Source organism: Rhodoferax sp. ZS1R25, from assembly GCF_056521335.1.
Window position 1 is genome coordinate 129,607 of record NZ_JBWMAZ010000001.1, and the last position, 24,868, is coordinate 154,474.

At 62.8% G+C, this 24,868-nt stretch carries 21 protein-coding genes and 1 pseudogene; 7 read left to right on the forward strand and 15 right to left on the reverse strand.

Features of this window, described 5'->3' with window-relative positions:
- Position 1: 1 nt before the first annotated feature.
- From AC097R_RS00575 to AC097R_RS00600, 6 genes are all read right to left on the reverse strand, one after another.
- A complete protein-coding gene (locus tag AC097R_RS00575) occupies positions 2–985 on the reverse strand; it encodes an aldo/keto reductase (RefSeq protein WP_479595601.1) in 984 nt (327 codons plus the stop codon).
- 85 nt (positions 986–1,070) lie between these two features.
- Positions 1,071–2,657, reverse strand: a complete 1,587-nt coding sequence (locus AC097R_RS00580) for a methyl-accepting chemotaxis protein (protein ID WP_479595603.1) — start codon at positions 2,655–2,657, stop codon at positions 1,071–1,073.
- A gap of 2 nt (positions 2,658–2,659) precedes the next feature.
- A complete protein-coding gene (yjfF, locus tag AC097R_RS00585) occupies positions 2,660–3,619 on the reverse strand; it encodes a galactofuranose ABC transporter, permease protein YjfF (protein WP_310342789.1) in 960 nt (319 codons plus the stop codon).
- Entirely contained in the window at positions 3,616–4,683 is a 1,068-nt protein-coding gene (locus AC097R_RS00590) for an ABC transporter permease (RefSeq protein WP_479595606.1), read from the reverse strand. Before AC097R_RS00590 ends, yjfF begins: the two co-directional genes overlap by 4 nt.
- Positions 4,680–6,221 carry a sugar ABC transporter ATP-binding protein gene (locus AC097R_RS00595; RefSeq protein WP_479595608.1) on the reverse strand — a complete coding sequence of 514 codons (1,542 nt, stop codon included), beginning with the start codon at positions 6,219–6,221 and terminating at the stop codon, positions 4,680–4,682. The genes AC097R_RS00590 and AC097R_RS00595 overlap by 4 nt, the downstream gene beginning before the upstream one ends.
- A 72-nt stretch (positions 6,222–6,293) precedes the next feature.
- The gene (locus AC097R_RS00600; RefSeq protein ID WP_479595610.1) at positions 6,294–7,259 is read right to left on the reverse strand and encodes an ABC transporter substrate-binding protein; all 966 of its coding nucleotides are present in this window, start codon (positions 7,257–7,259) and stop codon (positions 6,294–6,296) included.
- A gap of 367 nt (positions 7,260–7,626) precedes the next feature.
- Here AC097R_RS00600 and AC097R_RS00605 point away from each other — a divergent pair, with 367 nt between their 5' ends.
- A complete protein-coding gene (locus tag AC097R_RS00605; RefSeq protein ID WP_479595611.1) occupies positions 7,627–8,541 on the forward strand; it encodes an aldose 1-epimerase in 915 nt (304 codons plus the stop codon).
- Positions 8,542–8,597: 56 nt separating this feature from the next.
- Here the strand turns inward: AC097R_RS00605 and AC097R_RS00610 are convergent, their stop codons facing one another.
- Together AC097R_RS00610 and AC097R_RS00615 are read right to left on the reverse strand one after the other, a co-directional pair.
- Entirely contained in the window at positions 8,598–9,215 is a 618-nt protein-coding gene (locus AC097R_RS00610) for a TetR/AcrR family transcriptional regulator (RefSeq protein WP_479595613.1), read from the reverse strand.
- A 57-nt stretch (positions 9,216–9,272) separates the two neighbouring features.
- On the reverse strand, positions 9,273–10,187 hold the full coding sequence (locus AC097R_RS00615) for a LysR family transcriptional regulator ArgP (RefSeq protein WP_479595615.1): 915 nt from the start codon (positions 10,185–10,187) through the stop codon (positions 9,273–9,275).
- Positions 10,188–10,272: 85 nt separating this feature from the next.
- Here AC097R_RS00615 and AC097R_RS00620 point away from each other — a divergent pair, with 85 nt between their 5' ends.
- Entirely contained in the window at positions 10,273–11,598 is a 1,326-nt protein-coding gene (locus AC097R_RS00620; RefSeq protein WP_479595617.1) for a D-amino acid dehydrogenase, read from the forward strand.
- 12 nt (positions 11,599–11,610) lie between these two features.
- On the opposite strand, the gene AC097R_RS00625 is transcribed toward AC097R_RS00620, so the two are convergent.
- A complete protein-coding gene (locus tag AC097R_RS00625; protein ID WP_479595618.1) occupies positions 11,611–12,627 on the reverse strand; it encodes a LysR family transcriptional regulator in 1,017 nt (338 codons plus the stop codon).
- Between the two features lie 108 nt (positions 12,628–12,735).
- On the opposite strand from AC097R_RS00625, the gene aptA reads away from it, so the two are divergent.
- A complete protein-coding gene (gene aptA, locus AC097R_RS00630) occupies positions 12,736–14,112 on the forward strand; it encodes an omega-aminotransferase AptA (protein ID WP_479595620.1) in 1,377 nt (458 codons plus the stop codon).
- 82 nt (positions 14,113–14,194) lie between these two features.
- The gene (locus AC097R_RS00635) at positions 14,195–15,700 is read left to right on the forward strand and encodes a CoA-acylating methylmalonate-semialdehyde dehydrogenase (RefSeq protein ID WP_479595622.1); all 1,506 of its coding nucleotides are present in this window, start codon (positions 14,195–14,197) and stop codon (positions 15,698–15,700) included.
- 66 nt (positions 15,701–15,766) lie between these two features.
- Here the strand turns inward: AC097R_RS00635 and AC097R_RS00640 are convergent, their stop codons facing one another.
- From AC097R_RS00640 to AC097R_RS00650, 3 genes and pseudogenes are all read right to left on the reverse strand, one after another.
- The gene (locus tag AC097R_RS00640; protein WP_479595625.1) at positions 15,767–16,270 is read right to left on the reverse strand and encodes an FxDxF family PEP-CTERM protein; all 504 of its coding nucleotides are present in this window, start codon (positions 16,268–16,270) and stop codon (positions 15,767–15,769) included.
- A 156-nt stretch (positions 16,271–16,426) separates the two neighbouring features.
- Complete coding sequence (locus AC097R_RS00645) at positions 16,427–16,927, reverse strand: FxDxF family PEP-CTERM protein (RefSeq protein ID WP_479595627.1); 501 nt, start codon at positions 16,925–16,927, stop codon at positions 16,427–16,429.
- A gap of 13 nt (positions 16,928–16,940) precedes the next feature.
- Positions 16,941–17,399, reverse strand: a pseudogene (locus AC097R_RS00650) (FxDxF family PEP-CTERM protein); the annotation flags it as partial.
- Between the two features lie 151 nt (positions 17,400–17,550).
- On the opposite strand from AC097R_RS00650, the gene AC097R_RS00655 reads away from it, so the two are divergent.
- Positions 17,551–18,594 (forward strand): LLM class flavin-dependent oxidoreductase, encoded by a 1,044-nt coding sequence (locus AC097R_RS00655; RefSeq protein ID WP_479595629.1) that lies wholly within the window; start codon positions 17,551–17,553, stop codon positions 18,592–18,594.
- On the opposite strand, the gene AC097R_RS00660 is transcribed toward AC097R_RS00655, so the two are convergent.
- Positions 18,566–19,438 (reverse strand): pirin family protein, encoded by an 873-nt coding sequence (locus tag AC097R_RS00660; protein ID WP_479595631.1) that lies wholly within the window; start codon positions 19,436–19,438, stop codon positions 18,566–18,568. The two genes, AC097R_RS00655 and AC097R_RS00660, sit on opposite strands and share 29 nt — an antisense overlap.
- A gap of 96 nt (positions 19,439–19,534) precedes the next feature.
- Here AC097R_RS00660 and AC097R_RS00665 point away from each other — a divergent pair, with 96 nt between their 5' ends.
- Entirely contained in the window at positions 19,535–20,710 is a 1,176-nt protein-coding gene (locus AC097R_RS00665; RefSeq protein ID WP_479595634.1) for a GGDEF domain-containing protein, read from the forward strand.
- Positions 20,711–20,748: 38 nt separating this feature from the next.
- The gene (locus AC097R_RS00670; RefSeq protein WP_479595636.1) at positions 20,749–22,710 is read left to right on the forward strand and encodes an ATP-binding cassette domain-containing protein; all 1,962 of its coding nucleotides are present in this window, start codon (positions 20,749–20,751) and stop codon (positions 22,708–22,710) included.
- Positions 22,711–22,733: 23 nt separating this feature from the next.
- Here AC097R_RS00670 and AC097R_RS00675 read toward each other — a convergent pair whose 3' ends face one another.
- Complete coding sequence (locus AC097R_RS00675) at positions 22,734–24,008, reverse strand: CaiB/BaiF CoA transferase family protein (protein ID WP_479595638.1); 1,275 nt, start codon at positions 24,006–24,008, stop codon at positions 22,734–22,736.
- The gene (locus AC097R_RS00680) at positions 24,005–24,865 is read right to left on the reverse strand and encodes a TolB family protein (protein WP_479595641.1); all 861 of its coding nucleotides are present in this window, start codon (positions 24,863–24,865) and stop codon (positions 24,005–24,007) included. The genes AC097R_RS00675 and AC097R_RS00680 overlap by 4 nt, the downstream gene beginning before the upstream one ends.
- Positions 24,866–24,868: the final 3 nt, after the last annotated feature.

Sequence of the window (24,868 nt, forward strand, 5' to 3'; positions counted from 1 at the left end):
CTTACCAGCGCTGGTGCACCAGCGGCTTGGCGTAGCGTGCGTACACGTCGGCCAGTGCCTGCATGGTGGCGTCGCTCAGCGGCGGCAAGTCCGCAGCGGCCACGTTGTCGGCCACCTGGGCGGGGTTCTTGCCACCGGGGATGGTGCACGTCACGGCCGGGTGCATCTGGATCCAGCGCAGCGCCATTTGCGCCATGCTCTGGCCCGCGGGCACGAGTGGGCGCATGGCCTCCACGGCTTCCAGACCGACGTTGTAATCCAGCCCCGAAAACGTCTCGCCCTTGTCGAAGGCGGCGCCTTCGCGGTTGAAGCCGCGGTGGTCGTCCGCACCAAAGGTGCTTTGCGCGGTCATCTTGCCGCTGAGCAAGCCGCTGGACAGCGGCAGGCGCGCCAGGATGCCCACGCCGCGCTTTTGCGTCTGCTCAAACAGCAGATCGGCCGGGCGCTGCCGGAACAGGTTGTAAATGATCTGCACGCTCTGTACGCCGGGGTATTCGATGGCCTTGAGCGCCTCTTCCACCTTCTCTACGCTCACACCATAGTGGCGCAGCTTGCCGGCTTGCACCAGGTCGTCCAGCACGCCAAACACTTCGGGCATGTAGAACACCTCGGTGGGCGGGCAGTGCAGCTGCAGCAGGTCAATGGCTTCGGTGTTCAGGTTTTGCAGGCTGCGCTCGACAAACGCCGTCAGGTTGGCGCGCGTGAAGCCCGCGGCCACATGCGGGTCGAGCCGGCGGCCAGCCTTGGTGGCCACGTAAAACGGCTCGCTGCGCTCCTTGCGCAGGCGCGCCAGCAGGCGTTCGCTGCGGCCATCGCCATACACATCGGCGGTGTCAAAGAAGTTCACGCCCAGGTCGAGGGCGCGGTGCAGCGCGGCCATGGAGTCGTTGTCGTCCACCGCGCCCCAGGTGCCACCAATGGCCCAGGCGCCGAAGCTCACGGTTGAAATGTTCCAGCCAGTACGGCCTAGGGGACGGTATTGCATGTAAGGTTCCAGTTGAGTTTGCTATGTTTTCAGGAGCTGCTTGCGCAATGGATACGGGGGCCAGAGGCCTATTTTGCGTGCAATGTCAGGCCAGCTTGAATACCGCCACCATCTGCACCAAGCCCGTGGCCTGGCTTTTCAGGCCGCTGGCCGCAGCGGCCATTTGTTCCACCAGTGCGGCATTTTGCTGCGTGGTGCGGTCCATTTCGGCCACCGCCTCACCCACCTGCCGCACGCCGTCATTCTGCTCTGCGCTGGCGGCGCTGATCTCGCCCATGATGTCAGACGCGCGGCGGATGGCGCTGACCACCTCCGTCATCGTGGCACCGGCCTGGTCTACCAGCGCCGAGCCGGCGTCCACGCGTTCCACACTTGTGCTGATCAGCTGTTTGATTTCCTTGGCGGCCTCGGCGCTGCGGCCAGCCAGTGACCGCACCTCTGACGCGACCACCGCAAAGCCACGTCCCTGCTCACCGGCGCGCGCCGCCTCCACGGCCGCATTCAGCGCCAGGATGTTGGTCTGGAACGCAATGCCGTCGATGACGCTGATGATGTCGCCGATCTTGCGGCTGGCCTCGTTGATGCCTCGCATGGTCTGCACCACCTGGTGCACCACCTCACCGCCCCGGGTGGCCACGGTCGAGGCCGTCATCGCCAACTGGTTGGCCTGCTGCACATTCCCCGCATTGCGGGTGACCGTAGCGCTCAGGTCTTCCATGGAAGCGGCCGTTTCTTCCAGAATGCTGGCCTGCTGCTCGGTGCGGTGCGACAGGTCGTGGTTGCCGGCCTCAATCTCCTTGGACGCCAGCTCCACCTGCATGGCCGCGTCGCGCACCTCGGTCACCAGGCGGCTCAGGTTGGTGGACACATCGGACAGTGCGCGCACCGTATGGCCCGCCACGTCGTGCGGCTCCACGTCAGAGCGCAGCGTCAGGTTGCCGCGTTCCAAAGCGGCGGCAATGGCGCCGCCCTGGCGCAGCAGCTGCGTGAGGTAGCGGCTGCAGAGCCAGCTGATCAACGTGGACAACAGCACGGACAGCACCACACACCCGACGATCAACCGGGTATTCAGGGTGGCCAGGGCATCGCCTTTTTCCAACGACTGCTGGGCTGCATTGGCCTCGCGGCTCAGCAAAATGCTCACCTTGTCCGCAGCGACACGGTGCGCATCGTTGAGCATGGACAGCGCATTGCCGGCCGCAGTGGCATCGCCCGCGGGCACGGCAAACACCTTGTCGTAGCTGGCGCGGTAAGCAGCCACGGCATCAGTGATGGCTTGCAGGTCATCCGCCAGTTCGCTCTCCGCAGAGTCCGGCGCAGGGGTGCCCACAGCCTGGGTGGCCGCGGCGATAGTTTTTTCAAACTCCACCAGCTTGCCGCCCAACCGGGTCTTCATGGAGTCCAGGATAGGGGCGTCGCGTTGCAGGGCTAACGCGGCCACCACCTGGGTCGCACCCAGCTGCAACTCTTGAAGGGCCGATTCGTAGCGATGCGCCTGGTCGATGTTGACCATGCCCTTGTCGGCCACCTGGTGCAGCTCGCGCGACAGACCGCTGTTGGCAAACCAGGCGATGCCCGAGATCACCAGCAGACAGAGGGTCGCGAACGCAGGCGGCAACCCAATCTTGGCACCCAGCGGCAAACGCAGAAACCAGAGAACGGGCAAACGCATGGTTATTTCTTCCTGGCTTCAAACACACGCTGCAGCACGCAGAACACAAACAGCAGTGCACCAATCACGATGCGCGTCCACCAGGAACTGAGTGACCCATCAAACATGATGAGGGTTTGGATGATCCCCAATGTCAACACACCAAACAGGGTGCCCAACATGTACCCCACACCGCCACTCAGCAAAGTGCCACCGATGACCACGGCCGCAATCGCATCAAGCTCCAGGCCCACGGCATGCAAGCCATAACCCGACAGCATGTAGAAGGTGAAAACGACGCCCCCCAAGGCAGCACAGAACCCGCTCAGCGCATATACCGCCACATTGGTGCGTGCCACGGGAAGCCCCATCAGCACCGCCGAGTGCTCGGAACCACCAATGGCGTACACGGTGCGGCCAAACTGGGTGCAGTGCGCCAGGAACACAGCCACAGCCAACACCACCAGCGCCAGGATGGCACTGATGGACAGCATGGGGCCGTCCGCCCACAAGTGGATCCGCGTTTGCGCCAGCACCGTATAGGCTGCGTCGGTGATGCTGATCGAATCAATGCTGATCAGGTAGCACAACCCACGCGCCAAGAACATGCCCGCCAACGTGACAATGAAGGGCTGCAGGCGAAAACGTTGAATGAGCCAGCCCATAAAGGCACCAAAGAGCGCTCCCATGCACAGCACCAGCGGTATGGCCACCGCAAGATGCCAGTGCCAATGCTCCACCAGCTTCGCCAGCACGATAGTGCTGAGTGCCACCACCGAACCCACCGAGAGATCGATGCCCCCGGACAGAATGACAAAGGTCATACCCACCGCAACGACAACCAAAAACGCGTTGTCGACGAGCAGGTTCAAAAACACCTGTGCCGAAAAAAATCCGTTGTAGGACAACGAACCAAACGCTGACATCACAGCGAACAGCGACACGGTAGCCGCCAAGGGAATGTATTTGGTCGCCAATTTCATGCTTTGCTCCCTGCGCTGGGGCGCATCACCCATCCGCGCACAGCGCGGCGAAATTCCGCCGACTGCATCAACATGACGACAAACACGACGGCGGCCTTCACCACGAGGTTGATTTCAGGCGGTACGCCAATGGAATAAATCGTAGAGGTCAGTGTCTGAATGATCAGTGCCCCAATCAGGCTGCCGGCCAGGCTGAATCGCCCGCCGGTCAGCAGAGTGCCGCCCAACGTCACCGCCAGAATGGCATCAAGCTCCAACAAGTTGCCCGCGTTATTGCCGTCCGCACTCTTCACGTTGGAGCTGATGATGAGGCCCGCAATGCCCGCCGTCAGGCCGCAAAACGCGTACACGCAGATGCTGATCAACCGTTCACGCACACCGGCCAGCCGCGCAGCCGCAGGATTGATACCGATGGCCTGGATGAAAAGACCCAGCGCTGTGCGGGTAACCGCCAAATGCATTACCACGTACACAAACCCGGCAATGAACAAGGCAAACGGCAGACCCCACAGATAACCACTGCCGATGAAAAAATAGGGTGCGTAGTACACGGTGACGATTTGTCCGTCCGTCAGGAGCTGGGCCACACCGCGACCCGCCACCATCAGGATCAGCGTCGCGATGATGGGCTGCAGGCCAATTTTGGCGACCAACACGCCATTCCACAGCCCGCAGGCGAGCGCCGTGAGCAGTGCACACCCAATCGCCAACCACATCGGAAAGCGGCTGACATGCTGGGCCACACCATCGGTAATCACCAGTTTTCCGCCCACCATCAATGCCGCTACCGCCGCACTGATCGCCACCGTGGCGCCCACCGAAATGTCGATGCCCCGTGTGGCGATGACCAGGGTCATGCCCAGCGCTACCAGCATCAACGGCGAGGCACGGTTCAAGATATCGATGACACTGCCGTAAAGGTGACCGTCACGCCATTGCAGCATCCAGAAGCCGGGATTCAGACTGGCATTCACCATCAAAATCAGGGTCAAGGTGACCAGCGGCCACAGCAGGTGGTGCGTCTGCACCCGTTGCACCCAAGAGGGTTGATCGACTGTGCTCATGCTTGCCCCGCAATCATGGCGTAGACCGCATGGTCATCGGTTCCACCGGGCAACTCGCCCACTTTCGCACGGTCGCGCATCACCACGATGCGATCTGACAGGCGCACCACTTCTTCCATTTCTGAAGAGATAAACAACACGGCCATTCCCTCTTTTGCCAACACCAATATTTCGTTCATGATTTCCTGCTTGGCCGCAATGTCAATGCCGCGAGTAGGTTCGTCCAGAATCAACAAGCTGGGCTTGGTCGCCAACCAGCGGCCCAACACTGCCTTTTGCTGGTTGCCCCCCGAGAGCTGGCCCATTGGGGTTTCGATATTGCTGGTTTTGATGCCCAGGGTCTTGACGTAGTACTCCGCCATTTCGACTTGCTTGGCCCGCGAAATACAGGGCCACAGCCCTTGTCGTGCCTGCAGTGCGAGCGCGATGTTTTCGCGCACCGAGAGTTCACCGATGATGCCCTCGGCCTTGCGGTCCTCGGGGCACAAACCCAAGCCCAAACGAATCGCCTCTGCGGGCGAATCCATTTTTACCGGGCTACCGTTGATGACGAGTTCGCCGGCATCGCTTTGGTCCAACCCAAACAACACGCGCGCCAGTTCCGTTCGGCCTGAGCCCAACAAGCCGCCCAAGCCCACCACCTCACCGCGGTGCAGCGTCAGGTCCAGCGGCTTGACACTGCCCGCACGGGCAAGGCCCCGCGCTTGCAGTACCACGGGCTGCTCTTTTTTCACATCAGCGCTAGCGCCGGCCGCTTGTGCAGGATTGGCCACCATCTCGCGCCCGACCATCGCAGCGATCAGTGCGTTGTGACCCAACTCGGCTGCGGGGTACTCGCCCACCAGCTCGCCATTGCGCAGCACGGTGATGCGATCGCACAGGGCATAGACCTGGTCCAGAAAGTGGGTGACAAACAAAATCGCCATGCCCTGGTCGCGCAGCTGGCGCAGCACGCCGTAGAGGCGCTCCACCTCTTCGTCGTCCAGACTCGATGTGGGTTCGTCCAAGATCAATACTTGTGCCGAGATGCTCAGGCCACGGGCAATCGCCACCATCTGCTGCACCGCTACGGAGTAGCTGGCGAGCGTCTGCGTGACATCAATATCCAAATTGAGCCGTGCCAACAGCACACGCGCTTCGCGTTGCATACGCGCCCAGTCGATGCCCCAGGCACCAGCCAGCCCCTTGCGCGGGTAGCGGCCAGCAAAAATGTTCTCCGCCACCGACAGGTTGGGGCAGAGATTGACTTCTTGGTACACGGTGCTGATGCCCAGGCGCTGGGCGTCCAGCGTGGAAGTGGCGCGAATGGACTTGCCACCCAAGCGCATATCACCCTGGTCGGCCGGGTACACACCCGTCAGCACTTTGATCAGGGTGGACTTGCCAGCCCCGTTTTGCCCCATCAGGGCATGCACTTCGCCCGCAAAGAGACGCAGATTCACACCCGAGAGGGCCCGCACGGTGCCAAATTGTTTGGCCACGCCAGAGAGCTCCAACACCGGGGTGGCCGCGCCGGGGGCCTGTTGTGTGTGTGTCATGGTGTCTTGTAAAAAAGGCCCGCAGCCAGAAGCCGCGGGCCAAACCTTAGTGACCTAAAAGCGAAACAGGGATCAGTATTGGCGGCTTGGGAACTCTTTGGCCGCAGTTTCCATGGGGTACACACCATCTTTGCCAATCAGGCTGCGAGGCACGGTCTTGCCAGCTGCGAGGTCTTTGGCGGTCGACATGACCAGAGGTCCGAGCAAGGGGCTGCATTCCACAGTGACATTCAGCTTGCCAGCGATCATGGCTTCGAAAGCGCCCTTCACACCGTCCACCGAGATCACCAAGATGTCCTTGGCGGGCTTGAAACCAGCTTCCTCAATGGCCTGGATCGCACCAATGCCCATATCGTCGTTGTGTGCGTAGAGCACATTGATCTTCTTGCCTTCAGCCTTCAGGAAGGCTTCCATGACTTCCTTGCCCTTGGCGCGGGTGAAGTCACCGGTTTGCGAGCGGATGATCTTGATACGCGGCTCGGCCTTGATGGCAGCTTCAAAGCCCTTCTTGCGGTCAATCGCTGGCGCGGAGCCCACGGTGCCTTGCAATTCGACGACATTGATATCGCCCTTCATGGTCTTGGCGCGCTCAACCAGCCACTGACCGGCCATTTCGCCTTCCTTGACGAAGTCAAAGCCGATGTGCGTTGCGTACAAGGAGGTGTCTTTGGAGTCCACCGAACGGTCCATCAAGATCAGAGGAATCTTGGCATCCTTGATTTCCTTCAGCACAGTGTCCCAGCCGGATTCAACGACGGGTGTCAGCGCGATCACGTCCACCTTTTGGGCGATGAAGGAGCGCAGAGCCTTGATTTGGTTTTCTTGCTTTTGCTGAGCGTCCGAGAACTTCAGCTCAATGCCGGCAGCAGCGGCAGCAGTTTTCATGGAGTTGGTGTTGGCAGTGCGCCATTCGCTCTCAGCACCAATTTGGCTGAAACCGACCACAATTTTCTTTTGTGCGAATGCGCTCATGGGGGCGGCCACGGCGAAGGAAGCGGCCAGCAGCGAGGCCAGCAGGGTACGGCGATTGTTTGTCATGGGTGTCTCCTCTTTGTGTCTATCAGTGGATAAGGGTGTTCAACCCCCTGCGGTCTCGACAACGATTTCACGCCGTCGGTTACGTCAAGAAGTGGGCGGATGATACGTATCAAAAACACGCAGAACCAATAGAGTTTTAGGTATTACTCATACTGAATTTCAAATTCAGGAAAACCCTAGGTACCGCGAAATCCCTTGTAAATCCGAATTTTTGGCCAAATCGGGCGCTGCGAATCTTCGTCTTGATACATATCCAATTGGATATGCCAGGCGGCCATATTTTGATTTTTGTTTATGGCGGAACCGCCGTAGCATCCTGCACGTTTTCGAACCCACGAACGGCGCCTCCGCGCCCCTGAAAGTGCCCATGTCTTCTGCCCCCCACACCATCCACTGGCTACACCACGCTGGCCAACGCCTGGGCTTGCTGCCCGCCCTGGGTGGCAGCGTGGCCGCCTGGCAGCGCACGGCAGCGCAGGGCGTGGTGGACCTGTGGCGCCCCTGGGATGGCGCGGGCAACGACCTCTACACCACGGCGTCTTTTCCGCTCGTGCCCTGGTCCAACCGCATTGGCCATGGCGGCTTTGCGCACCACGGCGTGACCTACCCCATGCGCCCCAACCGCGCGGGCGAGGCCTACCCCATCCACGGCAACGGCTGGCTGCAGCCCTGGGAGATTCGCCAGCCCACGGCCGATGCGCTGGAGATGGTGCTGGAGTCCGCCCACTTTGACGGCAGCCCCTACCACTACCGCGCGCTGCAGCGCTTTGTGCTGCGCGACGACGGCATGGACCAGCTGTTGGAAGTGACCCACCTGGGTCCCGGCAGCCTGCCCTATGGCCTGGGCCAGCACCCCGCGTTTGTGCGCACGCCGCAAGCGCAGCTGCAAGCCGCCGTGCAAGGCGTGTGGCTCAGTGGGGACGACCCCATGCCCACCGCCCACAGCACCGAATTTCCCCCCAGCTGGGACCCGCGCACCGGCATGCCGGTGAATGGCAGCCTGATCGACAACGCCTACACGGGGTGGAGCGGCCAGGCCCATATCGACTGGCCCGAGCATGGCCTGCGCCTGCACATGCGCGACCCCGCGGTGCTGGCACGCGGCGTGGACGACGGGTTTTGCCTGCTGTACCGCCCGCCCCAGGGATCGCACTTCTGCTTCGAACCAGTGACCCACCCCATCGACGCCTTCCATGTGGACGGCCAGCCGGGCCTGCAAGTGCTCAGCACCGGGCAGACGCTGAGCCAGCGCGTGGAATGGCGCTTCGAGGCGCTGAATTGAAGCCCTGAACTAGACCGCTATGGTTTCAGGAGCTGCCTGCGCATGCCCCACGGGGGCTAGCGGGCATTCAGGCCGTCAAAGCAGGTGGACAACACGAGGTCGATGATCTCTTCGTCGGTGTGCAGTTCGCTCATCTTGAGGAACTCCAGCACCGGGTCGCAGGCACGCGCGTACAGCGTGTAGAGCACGGCAATGGCCGGGAGCTTCGGGTTGATCACGCCCTGCGCCTGGGCCGCCTCGATCCAGCCGCCCAGCCGGTCGCTCACGTCCATCAGGCCGTCCATGTAGGCGCGGTTGTTCATCAACGTGGCGCGCAGCGTGGAGTTTTGGCTGGGCAGCGAGGGCATTTCTCCGCCCAGCTTCAAACCCATGGTCCAGCGCACCACCGCGCGCAGCTTGTCCAGGGGGCTCAGCGCCAGTAGCACGGTGTCCAGAAAGGCTTGGGCTTGGCCCATCAGGTGGGCCATGGCCGCAGCGGCCAGGTCTTCCTTGCTGGGAAAGTGCTTGTACAGGCTGGCCTTGGCAATGCCCACCTGGGCCGCCACCTCGTCCACCGTCATGGCTTCAAAGCCTTTTTCGGCCAGCAACTGGTTCACCGCGCGGATGATGGCGTCTTCCCGCGCCTGCAGCATCTGCTGTTTGAAGGAAATTTTGACGGGGGCGACGGTGTTCATGGCCCCATTCTATTCACGGCCGTCAAAGCGTGGAGGGGTCGGCCAATTTGTGACTGGCTAGTTTTTGCTGTCCAGCAGGCGGGCCGCGGCCTGCGACAGCGCGTTGGTCAGCCGGTCTATCACCTCAGAGTTGAGGTTCCAGCAGTGCCAGTACAGGTTCACCGGCAGGGTGACCGTGGGCACCAGGTTCACCAGCTGCCCGCTGTCGATGAGGCCACGCACCAATAGCTCGGGCACCACGCTGGCGCCCCAGCCAGCCAGCACGGCGCGCACCATGCCCTCAGAGCTGGGCACAAAGCGCTGGCCCACCGACACACGGCGCAGGCTCAGCGCCTTGCCCACGAACTCTGACGGCAAATCGTCTTTGCGGTTGAAGGCTACAAACGGGATGCTGCGGAAGTTGTGCGGCGTCAGGCCCTGCGGGCAGTGGGCCTGCGCATAGTCCTGGCTCACCACCGCCACGTAGTGCATGGCGCCCAGTGGCAGCACCTTGCAGCCGCGCAGCGCCTGCTTCAGCGTGGTCACGCAGCCCAGCACCTGGCCTTCGCGCAGCCATTCGTGGGTGAAATCCTGGTCATCGGTGATGATTTCCAGTGGCAGCCCGGCGTGCACCAGCGGGTCCAGCGCCGAGAGCGCCCAGGTGGCAATGCTGTCGGCGTTCACGGCGATGGAGATGCGCTCGTCCTCGCGCACCGCACCGGTATTGGGCGCCAGCTCTTTCAGGTCGCCCTCCAGGTCGGCCCGCAGCAGGCGCATTTGCATGGCGTGTTTGATCAGCAGGCGCCCCGCGCTGGTGGCCTTGACCGGGCGGCTGCGCACCAGCAGCACGGTGCCCACCTGGGCTTCCAGCGCGCGCAGGCGCTGGGAAACGGCCGACTGGGTGATGGACAGGCGCACGGCGGCGCGCTCGAAACCGCCCTCTTCCACAATGGCGGCCAGGCATTCCAGGGCATCGGTGTCAAAAGTTCGCATGGGCGAGATTATTAGCGCACCTAATGTTTTCGCAAACACTTTCATTTCGCTTTTGCAGGCGCGCCCCTTGCATCACACTGGCACCATGAAAATTATTGTTCTCGGCGCCGGCACCATCGGCATTTGCACCGCCTGGCATTTGCTGGAGCTGGGCCACGAGGTGACCGTGGTGGAGCGCCAACCCGACGCCGCCATGGAAACCAGCTTTGCCAACGGCGCGCAGATCTCGGTGAGCTACTGCGAGCCCTGGGCCAACAAGGAGGCCCCCCTGAAAGCCCTGAAGTGGATGCTGAGCAAGGAAGCACCCCTGCTGTTCCGCCCGCAAAACCCCTTTGGCCCGGGCCTGCACCAGTACACCTGGGGCCTGAAGTTCCTGGCCAACTGCAACGACACGGCCTTTGAGCGCAATGTGCAGCAGCTCGTCGCCCTGGGCGCCTACAGCCACGCGGCCCTCAAAGACGTGGTGGCCGCCACCGGCATTGAATACAACCGGCTAGAGCGCGGCATTGCCCACTACTACTGCGACCAACAATCCTTTGACACCGCGGGCGACGCCGCTGCGCTCATGCGCAAGTACGGCGTGAACCGCCAGGTCATCAGCAAGGAAGCGCTGCTGAAGATCGAGCCCGCGTTCACATCCTTTGCCAACCACATCGTGGGCGGCACCATCACCCCCAGCGACGAGTCGGGCGACTGCCGCGTGTTCACCCAGGAGCTGGCCAAGCTGTGCGCGGCACGTGGGGCCGAGTTTCTGTACGAGCACAGCGTGGAGGGATTGAACGTCAGCATTGGCGCTATCAAATCCGTAGCTGTTCGCGCACTGTCTACGGGGGCCAGAGGCCGAAATGTTGCCGGATCGCTGCACACGCTGAAGGCCGACCATATTGTGGTGGCCGCGGGCTCGTACACCGCGCCACTGCTGCGCACCGTGGGTGTTGACCTGCCCATTTATCCGGGCAAGGGCTACAGCGCCACCTTCAAGATCCTCAAACCGGAGCTGGCACCCCTGGTCTCCACCATCGACGATTCCAAGAAGATCGCCATCAGCCGCCTGGGCGACCAGCTGCGCGTGGCCGGCACCATCGAAGTAGGCGGCTTCGACCTGTCACTGGACACCCCAGTCGCCCAGGCCCGCTGCAACATGCTGGCGCGCCGCATCGAAGAAGTGCTGCCCGGCGTGTGCGACACCCGCAGTGAGGCCGAAGGCGGCCAGCCCAACTACTGGACCGGCCTGCGCCCCGCCACCCCGACCAACATCCCCTACATCGGCCAAAGCCCGGTGCGCGGGTTGTGGGTCAATGCTGGGCATGGCACGCTGGGCTGGACGCACGGCGCGGGGTCGGGCAAGGCGATTGCCGAGCTGATCCACGGCGAGAAGCCGGAGATGGATTTCAGGTTTTACGGCATGTAAATCTGGGTGGAGCTACGGTGTTGGGGGGATCAGCGGGGTAGCGTTCTGCTCCGCGTCCCCCTGGCCGCTGCGCGGCCCTGGGCGGGGGACACGAGCGCAAGCGTCCACCCCATGCGCCCGCATCAAACACTCCTGAAACGCCCGCGTCGCCCGGCTCGGCTGCGGTGACTTGCGCGTGATGGCAAAAAACTGGCAGGCGTAGTTGAGCAGATCCGGCCGTACGGCCTGCATGAGGCCGCGACGCACAAAGCTTTCGGCATAGTGGTCGGGCAGAAAGCCTAAGAACTGGCCCGAGAGGATCAGCGTGGCAATCGACTCCTGGTCGAAGCCCGTGGCGCGGCGCGGCAGGCGCATGCGCTGGCTCAGCTCCATGTTGGGCGAGTGGTAGCCCAACCCGGCGAATTCGTGGCGCTGCAGCGTGTCCCAGTCCAGGGCGCTGTGGTCGGCATTCCACAGCGCGTGGCGCGTGCCGCAGTAGAGCAGCATGGCTTCGTCAAACAGCGGGGTGTAGTCCAGCACGTCGGAGCTGCGGTGGCCAGGGATGATGCCCACGTGGAACTGGCCGTCGAGCACGCCACGCTCAATCGCTGTGAGCGTGGCTACGTGCAAGTTCAACCCTACATCGGGGGCCTCTGCATGAAAGTGAGCGATGGCTTCGGCGATGTGGCTTGCGGGGTTGCTGGCGGTTTTGTCGAACACCGCTACTTGCAGTTGCCCGCCCATGCGCTGGTGAATTTCGTCCACGCTGCTGCGAAACGCATCGGTAGCGGCCAGCAGCTGGCTGGTCTGGGCGTAGATTTTTTCACCCTCGGGCGTCAGCGCAAAGCCAGCCCGGCCGCGCCGGCACAGGGTCAGGCCCAGCCGGGTTTCCAGATCTTTGATGTGGCGGCTGACGGTGGAAGTGCCTATATTGAGTTCCAGCTCGGCCGCGGCCATGCCTCCGCAGTCGACCACGGCCTTGAACACGCGCAGCAGGCGCAAGTCCATGTCGCCAATTTGACCCAGGACGGCCTTGTTTTTTACTTTCATTATTTGGCAAGTAAATAGTGATATTTGTGACTTTATAAGAGTAACAGAGCTGCCCACAATGCACCATCGCCCCACCAGGCTTATCCACCCCACCCACTGGAGTTCCCCATGAAACTCAATGACACCAACAGCCCCGCCACCGGTGAAGCCATCACCAGCGCATCCCCCTTCCCCATGAGTCGCGAATGGATGGAGTCGCACTGGATGGCCTTCACCGGCAACCGCGATTTCAAAGCCAATCCGCGCATGATGGTCGGCGCCCAGGGCGCCTACTTCACCGACTCCAACGGCAAGAAGATTTTTGACGGCCTGTCGGGCCTGTGGTGCGCGGGCCTGGGCCATGGCCGCCGCGAAATCACCGAGGCGGTGAGCAAGCAAATGGCGACCATGGACTACTCGCCCGCCTTCCAGTTTGGCCACCCGCTGTCGTTTGAGCTGGCCAACAAGATTGTGGAATTGACCCCCGAAGGCTTGGACTATGTGTTCTACACCGGCTCCGGCTCCGAATCGGCCGACACGGCGCTCAAAATGGCCCGCGCCTACTGGCGCGCCAAAGGCATGGGCACCAAGACCCGCCTGATCGGCCGCGAAAAGGGTTACCACGGTGTGAACTTCGGTGGCATCTCGGTGGGCGGCCTACCCGCCAACCGCAAGACCTTCGGCCAGGGCATTGAGGCCGACCACCTGGCCCACACTCAGCTGGCGTCCAACGCCTTCAGCAAGGGCCTGCCTGAAAAAGGCGGTGACATGGCCGACGAGCTGTTGCGCCTGATCGCCCTGCACGACGCGTCCAACATTGCCGCCGTGATCGTGGAGCCCATGTCCGGCTCGGCCGGCATCGTGGTGCCGCCCGTGGGCTACCTGCAGCGCCTGCGCGAGATCTGCACCCAGAACAACATCCTGCTGATTTTTGATGAAGTGATCACCGGCTTTGGCCGGCTGGGCGCTTACACCGGCGCGGCCTACTTTGGCGTGGTGCCCGACATCCTGAACGCTGCGAAGCAGATCACCAACGGCGCGCAGCCTTTGGGCGTGACGGTGGCCAAGAAAGAGATCTACGACACTTTCATGGCGCAGGGCGGCCCGGACTACATGCTGGAATTCCCCCACGGCTACACCTACTCCGCCCACCCCGTGGCCTGCGCTGCCGGTATTGCGGCGCTGGACATTCTGGTCAAAGAAAACATGGTGGAGCGCGTGGCGGCCCTGGCCCCTTACTTTGAGAAGGCGGTGCACAGCCTGCGCGGCACCAAGCACATCACCGACATCCGCAACCTCGGTTTGTCGGCCGGCTTCACGCTGGCCGCCTTTCCAGGTGAGCCCGCCAAGCGGCCCTACGAGGTGGCCATGCGCTGCCTGGACAAGGGCGTTTACGTGCGCTACGCCGGCGACTGCATTGCGCTGGCGCCCCCCTTCATCACCACCGAGGCCGAGATCGACAGCCTGGTCAACGCGCTGGGTGAAGCCATCCACGAAACTGCGTAAGCAGCCGCGTCTACTATTAAATTCATAGCTGCCAGCGCACGCTCCACGGGGGCTGACAGCCCATTTTCTTTATAAAGCACCCATGTCCCAACTCCCTACTGTCGGCCACCTCATTGGCGGCAAACTCACCACCACCGGCGAGCGCACGCAAGACGTCTTCAACCCCGCCACCGGCCGCGCCGAAAAGCGCGTGCTGCTGGCCTCCAAGACTACGGTGGAAGATGCCATTGCCAACGCGCAAGCCGCCTTCCCTGCCTGGCGCAACACACCGCCCCTGAAGCGCGCCCGCGTGATGGGCAACCTGAAGGTGCTGCTGGAAAAACACGCCGAAGAACTCTGCGTCCTCATCACCGCGGAGCACGGCAAGGTGCTGAGCGACGCGCTGGGCGAGTTGCAACGCGGCATTGAAAACGTGGAGTACGCGAGTTACGCGCCCGAGCTGCTCAAAGGCGAGCACAGCAAGAACGTGGGCCCGGCCATCGACAGCTGGTCCGAATTCCAGGCGCTGGGCGTGACCGCGGGCATCACGCCCTTCAACTTCCCCGCCATGGTGCCGCTGTGGATGTGGCCCATGGCCGTGGCCTGTGGCAACACCTTCATCCTGAAGCCTTCGGAGCGCGACCCCAGCAGTACGCTGCGCATTGCCGAGCTGGCTCTGGAAGCCGGCCTGCCACCCGGCGTGCTCAACGTGGTGAACGGCGACAAGGAAGCCGTGGACACCCTGCTGACCGACCCGCGCGTGAAGGCTGTGAGCTTTGTGGGCTCCACGCCCATTGCTGAATACATCTACGCCACCGGCTGCGCACACGGCAAGCGTGTACAGGCGCTGGGCGGCGCCAAAAACCACGCCGTGGTCATGCCCGATGCCGATGTGGCCAATGCGGTCAGTGCGCTCATGGGCGCAGCCTATGGCTCGTGCGGCGAGCGCTGCATGGCGATTCCGCTGGTGGTGGCAGTGGGCGATGCCACGGCGGACGCCGTGATTGCTGGCCTGAAGGTTGAGATCGCCAAGATGAAGGTAGGCCCCGGCACCGCCCCCGGCATGGACATGGGCCCGCTGGTGACCAAGCCGCACTTCGAGAAGGTGAAAGGCTATGTGGACCAGGGTGTGAAAGAAGGCGCCACGCTGGTGGTGGACGGCCGCGGCCTCACAGTGTCCGGCCATGAAGACGGCTACTACCTGGGCCCCTGCCTGTTTGACAACGTCAAGCCTGGCATGGTGATCTACCAGGAAGAGATTTTTGGCCCCGTGCTGGGCGTGGTGCGCGTGAAGACGCTGCAAGAGGCCATGGACCTGATCGATGCGCACGAGTACGGCAACGGCACCTGCATCTTCACGCGCGATGGGGAAGCAGCCCGTTACTTCACCGACAACATCCTGGTTGGCATGGTGGGCGTCAACGTGCCCCTGCCCGTACCCGTGGCCTACCACTCGTTCGGTGGCTGGAAGCGCAGCCTGTTTGGCGACCTGCACGCCTACGGCCCGGACGCGGTGCGTTTCTACACCAAGCGCAAGACGATCACGCAGCGCTGGCCGAGTGCGGGCGTGCGCGAAGGTGCGGTGTTCAGCTTCCCCAGCAGCCGCTGACAGCAGGCATACAAAACAAAAGGGCTTGCCGATCGGCAAGCCCTTTTACAAAAAAACCGAAGAAACTCAGGCGACTTCGGACACTTTCTTCATACGGCGGCGTGCAATGGTGCCCACCAGCCCCAAGCCAGCCAGCAGCATGGCGTAGGACTCGGGTTCCGGAACGGGCGTAATGGTGTAGTTGGCAGCTACCAGCGAAACACCAGGCAGCTGTCCGCCTGTCACGTAGCCGGAGGCTTTCACAATGTAGTTGCCAATAGCAACATTCTTGAAGGAGAAGCCTGCTGCGGTGGGATCCAAATCGCCCGCCAAAGCACCCACGCTTCCGCTTGTAAAGGTCACCGAGCCCAGTGTCAGGGTGATGGGACCGTAGGCGACAGAGCTTGCACCAAAGAAGTTGCCCACCAGATCAGACAGGCTGGCAATGTAGATGCTTCCGACCTCGAGATCAGAAAACGAGGCACCCGCAGGTGGCGCATAAATGGTCCCTGTTGCCGCGTTGGCACCGATGGACGCTGTAGCAAGCACTGCAGCCACTGCTGTGGTGCCGAGAATGGACTTGAATTTCATGGAATACCCCCGTTGTGTTGAAGACGCAATGCCAGTATTAACCCTGTGCTGCATTGCAGCAATAGCTCATATGGACTAGGCAGCGCTTTGAGGGGCAGTTCTGAACAAAGAAAGGGCTTGCATATGCAAGCCCTTGCTTTAGAGAGCGAGAAAAGCTCAGGCAGCCGTCTTGCGAATGCGACGCTTCGCCACCGTACCAATCAGCCCCAAGCCGGCCAGCAACAGTGCATAGGACTCAGGCTCAGGCACTGCACTGACCAAGCCGTTGGTGGCGTAGACCGTACCCACAGAGGTATTTGGCGCGCCGATGCTGGTACCCGCGACCTTCAAGGTGTAAGCCTTGCCGCCCACCAAATTGAAGGACGTAGTTTTCAGGTCACTGAAAATCGCGATCTGATTTCCGCCCAGAACAGAACCATTGACGCTGATCAGGGAAGTTGCACCGTCCCACAAGGAGAAGGTCAACCCGGAAAACTGAAATGCAGCACCGGACACGCGCAACAGCAAAGTATTGGCTGCATCAGGTGTCACAAAAAATGACTCCGTGAAAGAGCCATTGCTGCCCTCATGGAATGTCACAGACGTATTGGCCGCTTGGGCACTGACTGCGGCACCCAAAATCAAAGTTGTAGCGAGTGCTTGAACGTATTTTTTCATGATGGCTCCCTTTTTACTTGGCTTTGCGACCGCGAGCGATAAAACCCATGAGGCCCAAACCTGCCAACAGGAGGGCATAGGATTCAGGCTCGGGCACAGGTGCCAAGGTGACGGTGTAATTGGCGAAATCACCCGATCCGCTCAATTTGAACCAGTAGTTAAGGCCTGGTGCTAAGGTGAACGAGCTGCTATAGCTAGCCACATCAAACCCATTGACACTTCCGTTGAGAGGCAAGGAGTAAACGGGGGAAGAATTGGAGCCAACGCCAATGCTGAAATTGGTGATGAGGCCAGTACCGGCAAAGTCCACACCAAGGTAAGAACCACTCACGCCCGTAAAGTTTGCAGGCAACGTGAAGGTGTACAGGTCGTCAAACGACCCGCTCACATCGACCGTATTGGTGTAGGTATCCGTCAGGGACCCAATCAAAAAGGGAGTTGCGTGTGCGGCAAAAGCGGAGGCGGCAATCGTCACAGCGATGGCGGCCTTTTTCAGAATGGATAGATTCACAAATTGCTCCCGTATGTAGACTCCGAGTAGTTTCGTAAATTTATTGCAGCGCAACAATAGTCCGATGGGACTACTGGGGCAAGGTTTTTGGCTTCTTATGACAATTGCGCACATGAATGCTCAAAAAAACACCCGTTTGTCGCTGCTGGACCTGGTGGCTGTGCGCGAGGGCGGCACGGTAGCCGAGGCGCTGCAGATTGCCCTGCGCACCGCGCAACACGCTGAAAAGCTGGGCTTTAGCCGCTACTGGCTGGCCGAACACCACAATATGCCGGGCATTGCCAGCTCGGCCACGGCCGTGCTGGTGGGCCACATTGCGGGTGGCACCGAGCGCATCCGCGTGGGGTCTGGCGGCATCATGCTGCCCAACCATGCGCCGCTGGTAGTGGCCGAGGCCTTTGGCACGCTGGCCGAGCTGTACCCCGGCCGCATCGACCTGGGCCTGGGCCGCGCGCCCGGCACGGACCAGGCCACCATGCGCGCCCTGCGCCGCAGCAAGGTGGAGAGCGAGGAAGACTTTCCGCGCGATGTCATCGAGCTGCAAACCCTGCTGGGGCCCCTGCAGCCGGGGCAAAAGCTGGTGGCCATGCCCGGTGCGGACACCAACGTGCCGATCTGGTTGCTCGGCTCCAGTTTGTACTCCGCCCAGCTGGCCGCCCACATGGGCCTGCCCTATGCCTTTGCCTCGCACTTTGCGCCGCGGTTTCTGCACCAGGCGGTGGACCTGTACCGCAGCCTGTTCAAACCCTCGGCCACGCTGGCCAAGCCCTATGTGATGGTGGGTGTGCCGCTGGTGGCCGCGCCTACAGACGACGAGGCCGAGCTACTGGCCAGCAGCATTTACCAGCGTGTACTGGGCATCCTGACCGGGCAACGCAAGGCCTTGCCCGCGCCGGTGCCGAACTTCTTGGCCCAGTGCCCGGGCGATGCACGTGCCGCGATTGCCGACTTTCTGGGCGAAGCCGTGATTGGTGGGCCCGACACGGTGCGCGACGGCCTGGTTGCCATGGCGCAGGCCACGCAGGCGGACGAACTGATGCTGGTCTGCGATGTGTACGACCCCGCGCTGCGCCTGCGCTCGCTGGACATTGCGGCCCAGGCACTCAAGGATGCGCAGGCCGACGCGGCTAGGGGCGCCGCGCTGGCAACGGAATAAATTCGGTCTCGCCCGGCACGGTGGGGAAGCGCTGGGCCTCCCAGTCGTCCTGTGCCTGCACGATGCGCTCCTTGCGGCTGGAGACAAAGTTCCACACCATGTGGCGGTGCCCCAGCGGCGCACCGCCCAACACCATCACCCGGGTCGTCTCACGGGCGCACAGCGTGGGTGTGCTGCCTTCGGGCAACACCAGCATCTCACCGGGCTCCAGCAGTTCGCCGTCGACCTCCAGCGGGCCGTCCACACTGTAGATGCCACGTTCCTGCGCCGCATCGGGGATGGTGATCAGGGCGCCAGCTTCAAGTTCCAGCGCCAAATACAGCGTGGGCGATAGCGTCGCCACCGGCGAGGTGGTGCCAAACGCGGTACCGATGAGCACACGCACCGTAGCACCGGGCAGTTGCACTTCGGGGATCGCGCTGCCCGGTGTGTGGGCGAATGACGGCGCATCGTCTTCATGCTCAGCCGGCAATGCCGACCAGAGCTGAAAGCCATGGCTGCGACGGGTGACGCTGCGCAAATCATCCGGCGTGCGCTCGGAGTGCGCGATGCCACGGCCTGCGGTCATCCAGTTGATGGCGCCGGGCTCAATGCGCTGCACCACGCCTGTGGAGTCGCGGTGCATCATGGCACCCTCTAACAAATAAGTCACGGTGGCCAAGCCGATATGGGGGTGTGGGCGCACATCGTGGTTGTCGGTGGGCTGTGCGGTCACCGGCCCGAAGTGGTCAAAGAACACAAAGGGGCCAATGGCCTGGCGTTGCATGGCGGGCAGCACGCGCCGCACGGTGAAGCCGCCGCCCAGATCGTGGGCGCGGGGGGTGATGCGTTCCGTCATGGTCATCCTTGCTGTTTGTGGGATGCAGGCATCCTACCAATCCTGGGGGGGGGATGGACGCGGTTTTGTCACACCGTGGCTGCTACAGTCTTTGGTTCAGCTATGGACCAAATCTTCCTACATTCCCTGCGAAAGACGACCGCGCGTTGGCGTGCCGAAGATGCCTTGGTGGCAGACGACGCCACGGGTGTCAATCTGTTCCGTCTGCGCATGCTGTGGCCCGTGGCTGCCGTATTCAACGGGCTGTTCCTCATCGGATTCCTGTGGCGCCTGCTGGGTGCATCGCTCCCACCGGCCGTGGCGGAGTGGAACCTGCGGCTCATCTGGGCCCACACATTCATTGTCAGTGCCGCGCTGGCACTGGGCTGGTTGGTGCACCGGGCCGGGCAAACCCGCCACGCACGCATGGCCAGCGGGCTGGCCACGGGCAATGCCGTGCTCATCATGCTGATCGGCCTCATTCTGGTGGCGGTGGACCAGCCCATCACGCCCAACATCACCGCCTACCTGCTCGCGTGTCTGGTGGCGGGCGGTGCAGTCTACCTGCGGCCGCGCGTGGCAGGGGCGGTGTATGTCCTGTCCTACCTGGTCTTTTTCAAGGTGATGGGATGGACCCAGCTCAACCCCGAGCTGGTGCTGTCCAACCGCATCAACGGGTTTGCGGCCTGCGTTCTGGGTTGCCTGTGCTCCTGCTTCATGTGGCGCCAGTTCTGCACCATCACCCTGCAACAGCGGCAGCTGGAAAAAGCCAACGCCGAGCTCAGCCAGAAGCAGCGGGATCTGGAGCGCCTGACGCGGCAGGACGGCCTGACCGGCCTGTTCAACCGCAACACCTTTGTGGAACTGAGCCGGCGCGAGCTGGACCGTGCCCAGCGCCAGGGCAGCTCCACCACCATCCTGCTGCTGGACCTGGACCACTTCAAACGCATCAACGACACCTGGGGCCACCCCGCGGGCGACGCCGTGCTGCGCCATGTGGCCACGCTGGCCAGCACCACCGTGCGCAGCACCGACCTGGTGGGCCGCCTGGGGGGCGAGGAATTCATCGTGCTGCTGCCCAACACCTCGGCCGAGGCTGGGCGCAAGCTGGCCGAAAAGCTGCGCTACCGGCTGGAAAGCACGCCCGTGCAGTGGGAGAAGACCACCATCGCGGTCACCGCCAGCTTTGGCCTGGCCAACACCACGGTGGAAGAGAAACGCGACTTCGACACGCTCTACACCGAGGCAGACAAGGCCCTGTACCTGGCCAAGCAACGGGGCAGGAACAGAGTCGTTTAGCCAGGGCGGGGGATAATCGGGGGCTACACCGGATCCTTATGGCACTTATTACCCTTCTCGACGCCCAGCTGGCATTTGGGCACGTCCCGCTTCTCGACCACGCTGACTTTTCCCTTGAAACCCAGGAGCGCGTGGGCCTGATTGGCCGCAATGGCGCGGGCAAATCCTCCATGCTCAAGATTTTGGGCGGCATGGAGCGGCCGGATGACGGCACGCTGCAGGTGCAGGGCGGTACGCGTATCTCCTACGTGGCCCAAGAGCCGCAGCTCGACGGCGATGCTACGGTTTTCATAGCTGTTCGCACAGGTCTGGAGCGGGTTATTGGCCTGATTGAAGAGTATTGCCTGGGCCACGGCGACCTGGACGCGATGCAAAGCGAGATCGAAACCCTGGACGGCTGGAACTGGGAGCAACGCGTCAACGAAACCCTGCAGCGCCTGCACCTGAACCCCGATGCCGTGGTGAGCACCTTGTCCGGCGGAACCAAGAAGCGCGTGGCCCTGGCCCAGGCCTTGGTTGCCCAGCCCGACGTGCTGCTGCTCGACGAGCCGACCAACCACCTGGATTTGGACTCCATCGAATGGCTGGAAGGCCTGCTGGTCGACTTCAAGGGCTCCATCATCACCATCACCCACGACCGTTCGTTCCTGGACAACGTGGCGACCCGCATCGTTGAACTGGACCGCGGCAAGCTGATGAGCTACCCCGGCAACTTTGCGGCCTACCTACTGCAGAAGGAAGAGCAGCTGGCGCAAGAGGCTGTGATCAACGCCAAGGCCGACAAGTTGCTGGCGCAAGAAGAAGTGTGGATTCGCAAGGGCGTGGAAGCCCGCCGCACGCGTGCCACGGCGCGCATCGTGCGCCTGGACGAGCTGCGCAGCAAACGCGAAGCCCGCCGCGATGTGGTCGGCAGCGTCAACATGGATGTGAACACCGGCGACAAGAGCGGCAAGCTGGTGGCCGAGCTCACCCACGTCAGCAAGACCTTTGGCGACCGCAAGATCGTCGACGACTTCACCGCCACCATTTTGCGCGGCGACAAAATTGGCCTGCTGGGTCCGAACGGTGCCGGCAAGACCACGCTCTTGAAATTGATCCTGGGCGATCACAAGGCTGACCCGGCACCTGCCAATTCTCCCAAGCCCGAACCCGGCCATAGCCCCTGGGGCACCGTGCGCCAGGGTGCGAACATCACCGTGGCCTACTTCGACCAGATGCGCAATGCGCTGGACCTGGACGCGACGCTGGAAGACTTCATCAGCCCTGGCTCCGAGTGGATCGAGATTGGCAACCAGAAGAAACACCGCAAGAGCTACCTGGGCGATTTCCTGTTCTCGCCGGCCCGTGCCACGTCGCCGGTTCGCAGCTTGAGCGGTGGCGAGCGCAACCGCCTGTTGCTGGCCCGCCTGTTTGCCCGCCCCGCCAACGTGCTGGTGCTGGACGAGCCGACCAATGACTTGGACATCGACACACTGGAATTGTTGGAAGACCTGCTGCAGAACTACGACGGCACGGTGTTCCTGGTCAGCCATGACCGGACCTTCCTTGACAACGTGGTGACCAGCACGATTGCCTACGAGGGTGATGCCAAGTGGCGCGAATACGAAGGTGGTGTGAGCGACTGGCTGATCCAGACCAAACGCGCCAACGCCATTAACGCGGCGCAAGGTAAAACCACGGCCAAGCCCTTTAATTACGAGCGCGAGCAGCTACAAAAACAGGAGCAAGCTAGCACCCAGGTCAGTGCCCAGGCCCCCGTGGCGCCCGCCCCCGCCAAGGCCAAGAAGCTCAGCTTCAAGGAACAGCGCGAGCTGGATGCCTTGCCCGAGCAGATTGCCGCGCTGGAAGCCGAGCAAAAGGACATCACCGAGGCCCTGGCCGACGGCAGCCTGTACGCCAGTGATAACGCGCGTGCCATTGCCCTGTCAGAGCGCAATGCGCAGATTGACGAGGAACTGATGAACGCGCTGGAGCGTTGGGAAGTGCTGGGCAAGGCCTGAAGCTGTTTCAGCGCCAGGGTCGGTTACACCACCTTGGCCGCCCGCAGTGCGGCAATGGCCGCGGCGTCCAGCCCCAGCCCCGCCAGCACTTCGTCGGTGTGTTCACCCAGCGCGGGTGGCGCATGACGCAGCTGCACGGGCGCGTCCGCCAGGCGCAGCGGGCTGGCCACGGTTGCTATGCTTTCAATAGCTGTTTGCGCAGTGGCGACGGGGGCTAGCGCCTGTTTTTGCACCAAACCCCGGGCCTGCACCTGCGCATCGGCAAAGGCCTGGTCCATGGTGTTGATGGGGCCGCAGGGCACGGCGCGGTGCTCCAACAAGGCAATCCACTCGGCCGTCGTGCGTGTGCGCGTGACCTCGCTCATGAGCGGGATCAGCGTGGTGCGGTGGGCCACGCGTTCGGTGTTGGTGCCAAAGCGCGGGTCCTGCGCCCACTCGGGGTGGCCAGCCGCCGCACTGAAACGGGCGAACTGCCCGTCGTTGCCCACGGCCAGCAGCATGGCGCCGTCCGCCGTGGGGAAGTCCTGGTAGGGCACCAGGCTGGGGTGGGCGTTGCCCATGCGCTGCGGCACCTTGCCGGTGTTCAAGAAGCCCGCCGCCTGGTTGGCCAAAATGGCCATGCCCACGTCCAAGAGCGCCATGTCGATGTGCTGGCCTTGCCCCGTGCGGTGGCGCATTTCCACCGCGGCGAGGATGGCGCTGGTGGCGTAGATGCCGGTGAACACATCGGTGATCGCCACCCCCGCGCGCTGCGGGCCGCCCCCGGGCTCGCCATCGGGCCGGCCGGTGATGCTCATCATGCCGCTCATGGCCTGCACCATGAGGTCGTAGCCCGCGCGTTCGGCGTAGGGGCCGGTCTGTCCAAAGCCGGTGATCGAGCAGTAGATCAGGCGTGGGTTCAGGTCCTTCAGGCTCGCGTAGTCCAGCCCGTAGTGCGCCAGGCCGCCCACCTTGAAGTTCTCCACCAGGATGTCGCTCTGCAGCGCCATCTGGCGAATCAGCGCCTGGCCCTGCGGCTTGGCGATGTCGATGGTGATGGAGCGTTTGTTGCGGTTGCAGGCCGTGAAGTAGCTGGCGTGCGCCGTGTCGTGGCCGCGTGCGTCTTGCAAAAACGGAGGCCCCCAGTGGCGCGTGTCATCACCCACCTCGGGCCGTTCCACCTTGACCACATCGGCCCCCAGGTCGGCCAGCATTTGCGTGCACCAGGGTCCGGCCAGCACGCGGGACAGGTCCAGCACCTTGAGGTGGCCCAAAGCACCAGGGGTGGCGCCGGGAATGGGAGCAGACGGGGTGGTCATGGTTGGGAATCCGGGTTGCGGTAGGACACAAAGGCAAAGGCGCGGCTGTCGGGCGCCCAGCAGGGTACGTTGAGGGTACCTTGTCCGCCGTAGAAGGGCTCGGTCAGCTCCGCCAGTGCGCCGCTGTGCAAGTCCAGCAGCATCAGCTGCACGGTTTGGCCAAACGGGTGGCCCGCCCCCTGGTCCTGCAGGTAGCGCAGGAACAGCAGGTGCTGGCCGTCGGGCGAAGGATGCGGAAACCAGTCGGAGCCACTAGACTGCACCAGCTGCTGCGGATTGCCACCATCGGCGTCCATGCGCCAGATCTGCATCTTGCCGGCACGGAAGGCGTTGAAGTAGAGATAGCGGCCGCAGGGCGAGTAGTCGGGCCCGTCGTCCAGCCCGGCGCCAAAGCTCAGCTGCTTCTCTTCTCGGGTCTGCAGGTCCAGCTGGTAGATCTTGTAGTCGGCATGCGCGGCGCGCCCGGCCACAAAGGCCAGCATGCGCCCGTCGGGCGACCAGCCATGCCAGTACGACGGCGCCTGCGCGGTCACCCGCTCGGGCGTGCCACCGGCCAGCGGCAGCAGGCTGAGGATGGAATCCCCCTCCTCGGTGTCGTGGTGGCTGATGACCAGCGTCTGCCCGTCGGGCGAGATGCCGTGGTCGTTGTTACAGCGCCGCGCCCAGCCGGTGTCGATGAGCGCTGGCACAGGCTGGTCCAGCGGTACGCGGTACAGCAAGCCATCGCCGTTGACCACCAGAAACTGCCCGTCGCGGCTCCAGTTGGGCGCCTCCAGGTGGCGCGGTGCGCTCAAAAGGATACGGCGCTGGCGCTGCGCCAGGTCATAAATTTCCAGCGTGCTGTGCACAGGGGCCATGGG

Coding starts and splice junctions, on each gene's coding strand:
- AC097R_RS00660 (WP_479595631.1), bottom strand. CDS start 19,438: ATGACCATGACGGAACGCATCACCCCCCGCGCCCACGATCTGGGCGGC.
- AC097R_RS00680 (WP_479595641.1), bottom strand. CDS start 24,865: ATGGCCCCTGTGCACAGCACGCTGGAAATTTATGACCTGGCGCAGCGC.
- AC097R_RS00590 (WP_479595606.1), bottom strand. CDS start 4,683: ATGAGCACAGTCGATCAACCCTCTTGGGTGCAACGGGTGCAGACGCAC.
- aptA (WP_479595620.1), top strand. CDS start 12,736: ATGAAACTCAATGACACCAACAGCCCCGCCACCGGTGAAGCCATCACC.
- AC097R_RS00615 (WP_479595615.1), bottom strand. CDS start 10,187: ATGCGAACTTTTGACACCGATGCCCTGGAATGCCTGGCCGCCATTGTG.
- AC097R_RS00670 (WP_479595636.1), top strand. CDS start 20,749: ATGGCACTTATTACCCTTCTCGACGCCCAGCTGGCATTTGGGCACGTC.
- AC097R_RS00635 (WP_479595622.1), top strand. CDS start 14,195: ATGTCCCAACTCCCTACTGTCGGCCACCTCATTGGCGGCAAACTCACC.
- AC097R_RS00580 (WP_479595603.1), bottom strand. CDS start 2,657: ATGCGTTTGCCCGTTCTCTGGTTTCTGCGTTTGCCGCTGGGTGCCAAG.
- AC097R_RS00645 (WP_479595627.1), bottom strand. CDS start 16,927: ATGAAAAAATACGTTCAAGCACTCGCTACAACTTTGATTTTGGGTGCC.
- AC097R_RS00575 (WP_479595601.1), bottom strand. CDS start 985: ATGCAATACCGTCCCCTAGGCCGTACTGGCTGGAACATTTCAACCGTG.
- AC097R_RS00675 (WP_479595638.1), bottom strand. CDS start 24,008: ATGACCACCCCGTCTGCTCCCATTCCCGGCGCCACCCCTGGTGCTTTG.
- AC097R_RS00610 (WP_479595613.1), bottom strand. CDS start 9,215: ATGAACACCGTCGCCCCCGTCAAAATTTCCTTCAAACAGCAGATGCTG.
- AC097R_RS00595 (WP_479595608.1), bottom strand. CDS start 6,221: ATGACACACACACAACAGGCCCCCGGCGCGGCCACCCCGGTGTTGGAG.
- AC097R_RS00665 (WP_479595634.1), top strand. CDS start 19,535: ATGGACCAAATCTTCCTACATTCCCTGCGAAAGACGACCGCGCGTTGG.
- AC097R_RS00640 (WP_479595625.1), bottom strand. CDS start 16,270: ATGAAATTCAAGTCCATTCTCGGCACCACAGCAGTGGCTGCAGTGCTT.
- AC097R_RS00605 (WP_479595611.1), top strand. CDS start 7,627: ATGTCTTCTGCCCCCCACACCATCCACTGGCTACACCACGCTGGCCAA.
- AC097R_RS00600 (WP_479595610.1), bottom strand. CDS start 7,259: ATGACAAACAATCGCCGTACCCTGCTGGCCTCGCTGCTGGCCGCTTCC.
- AC097R_RS00620 (WP_479595617.1), top strand. CDS start 10,273: ATGAAAATTATTGTTCTCGGCGCCGGCACCATCGGCATTTGCACCGCC.
- AC097R_RS00625 (WP_479595618.1), bottom strand. CDS start 12,627: ATGAAAGTAAAAAACAAGGCCGTCCTGGGTCAAATTGGCGACATGGAC.
- yjfF (WP_310342789.1), bottom strand. CDS start 3,619: ATGAAATTGGCGACCAAATACATTCCCTTGGCGGCTACCGTGTCGCTG.
- AC097R_RS00655 (WP_479595629.1), top strand. CDS start 17,551: ATGAATGCTCAAAAAAACACCCGTTTGTCGCTGCTGGACCTGGTGGCT.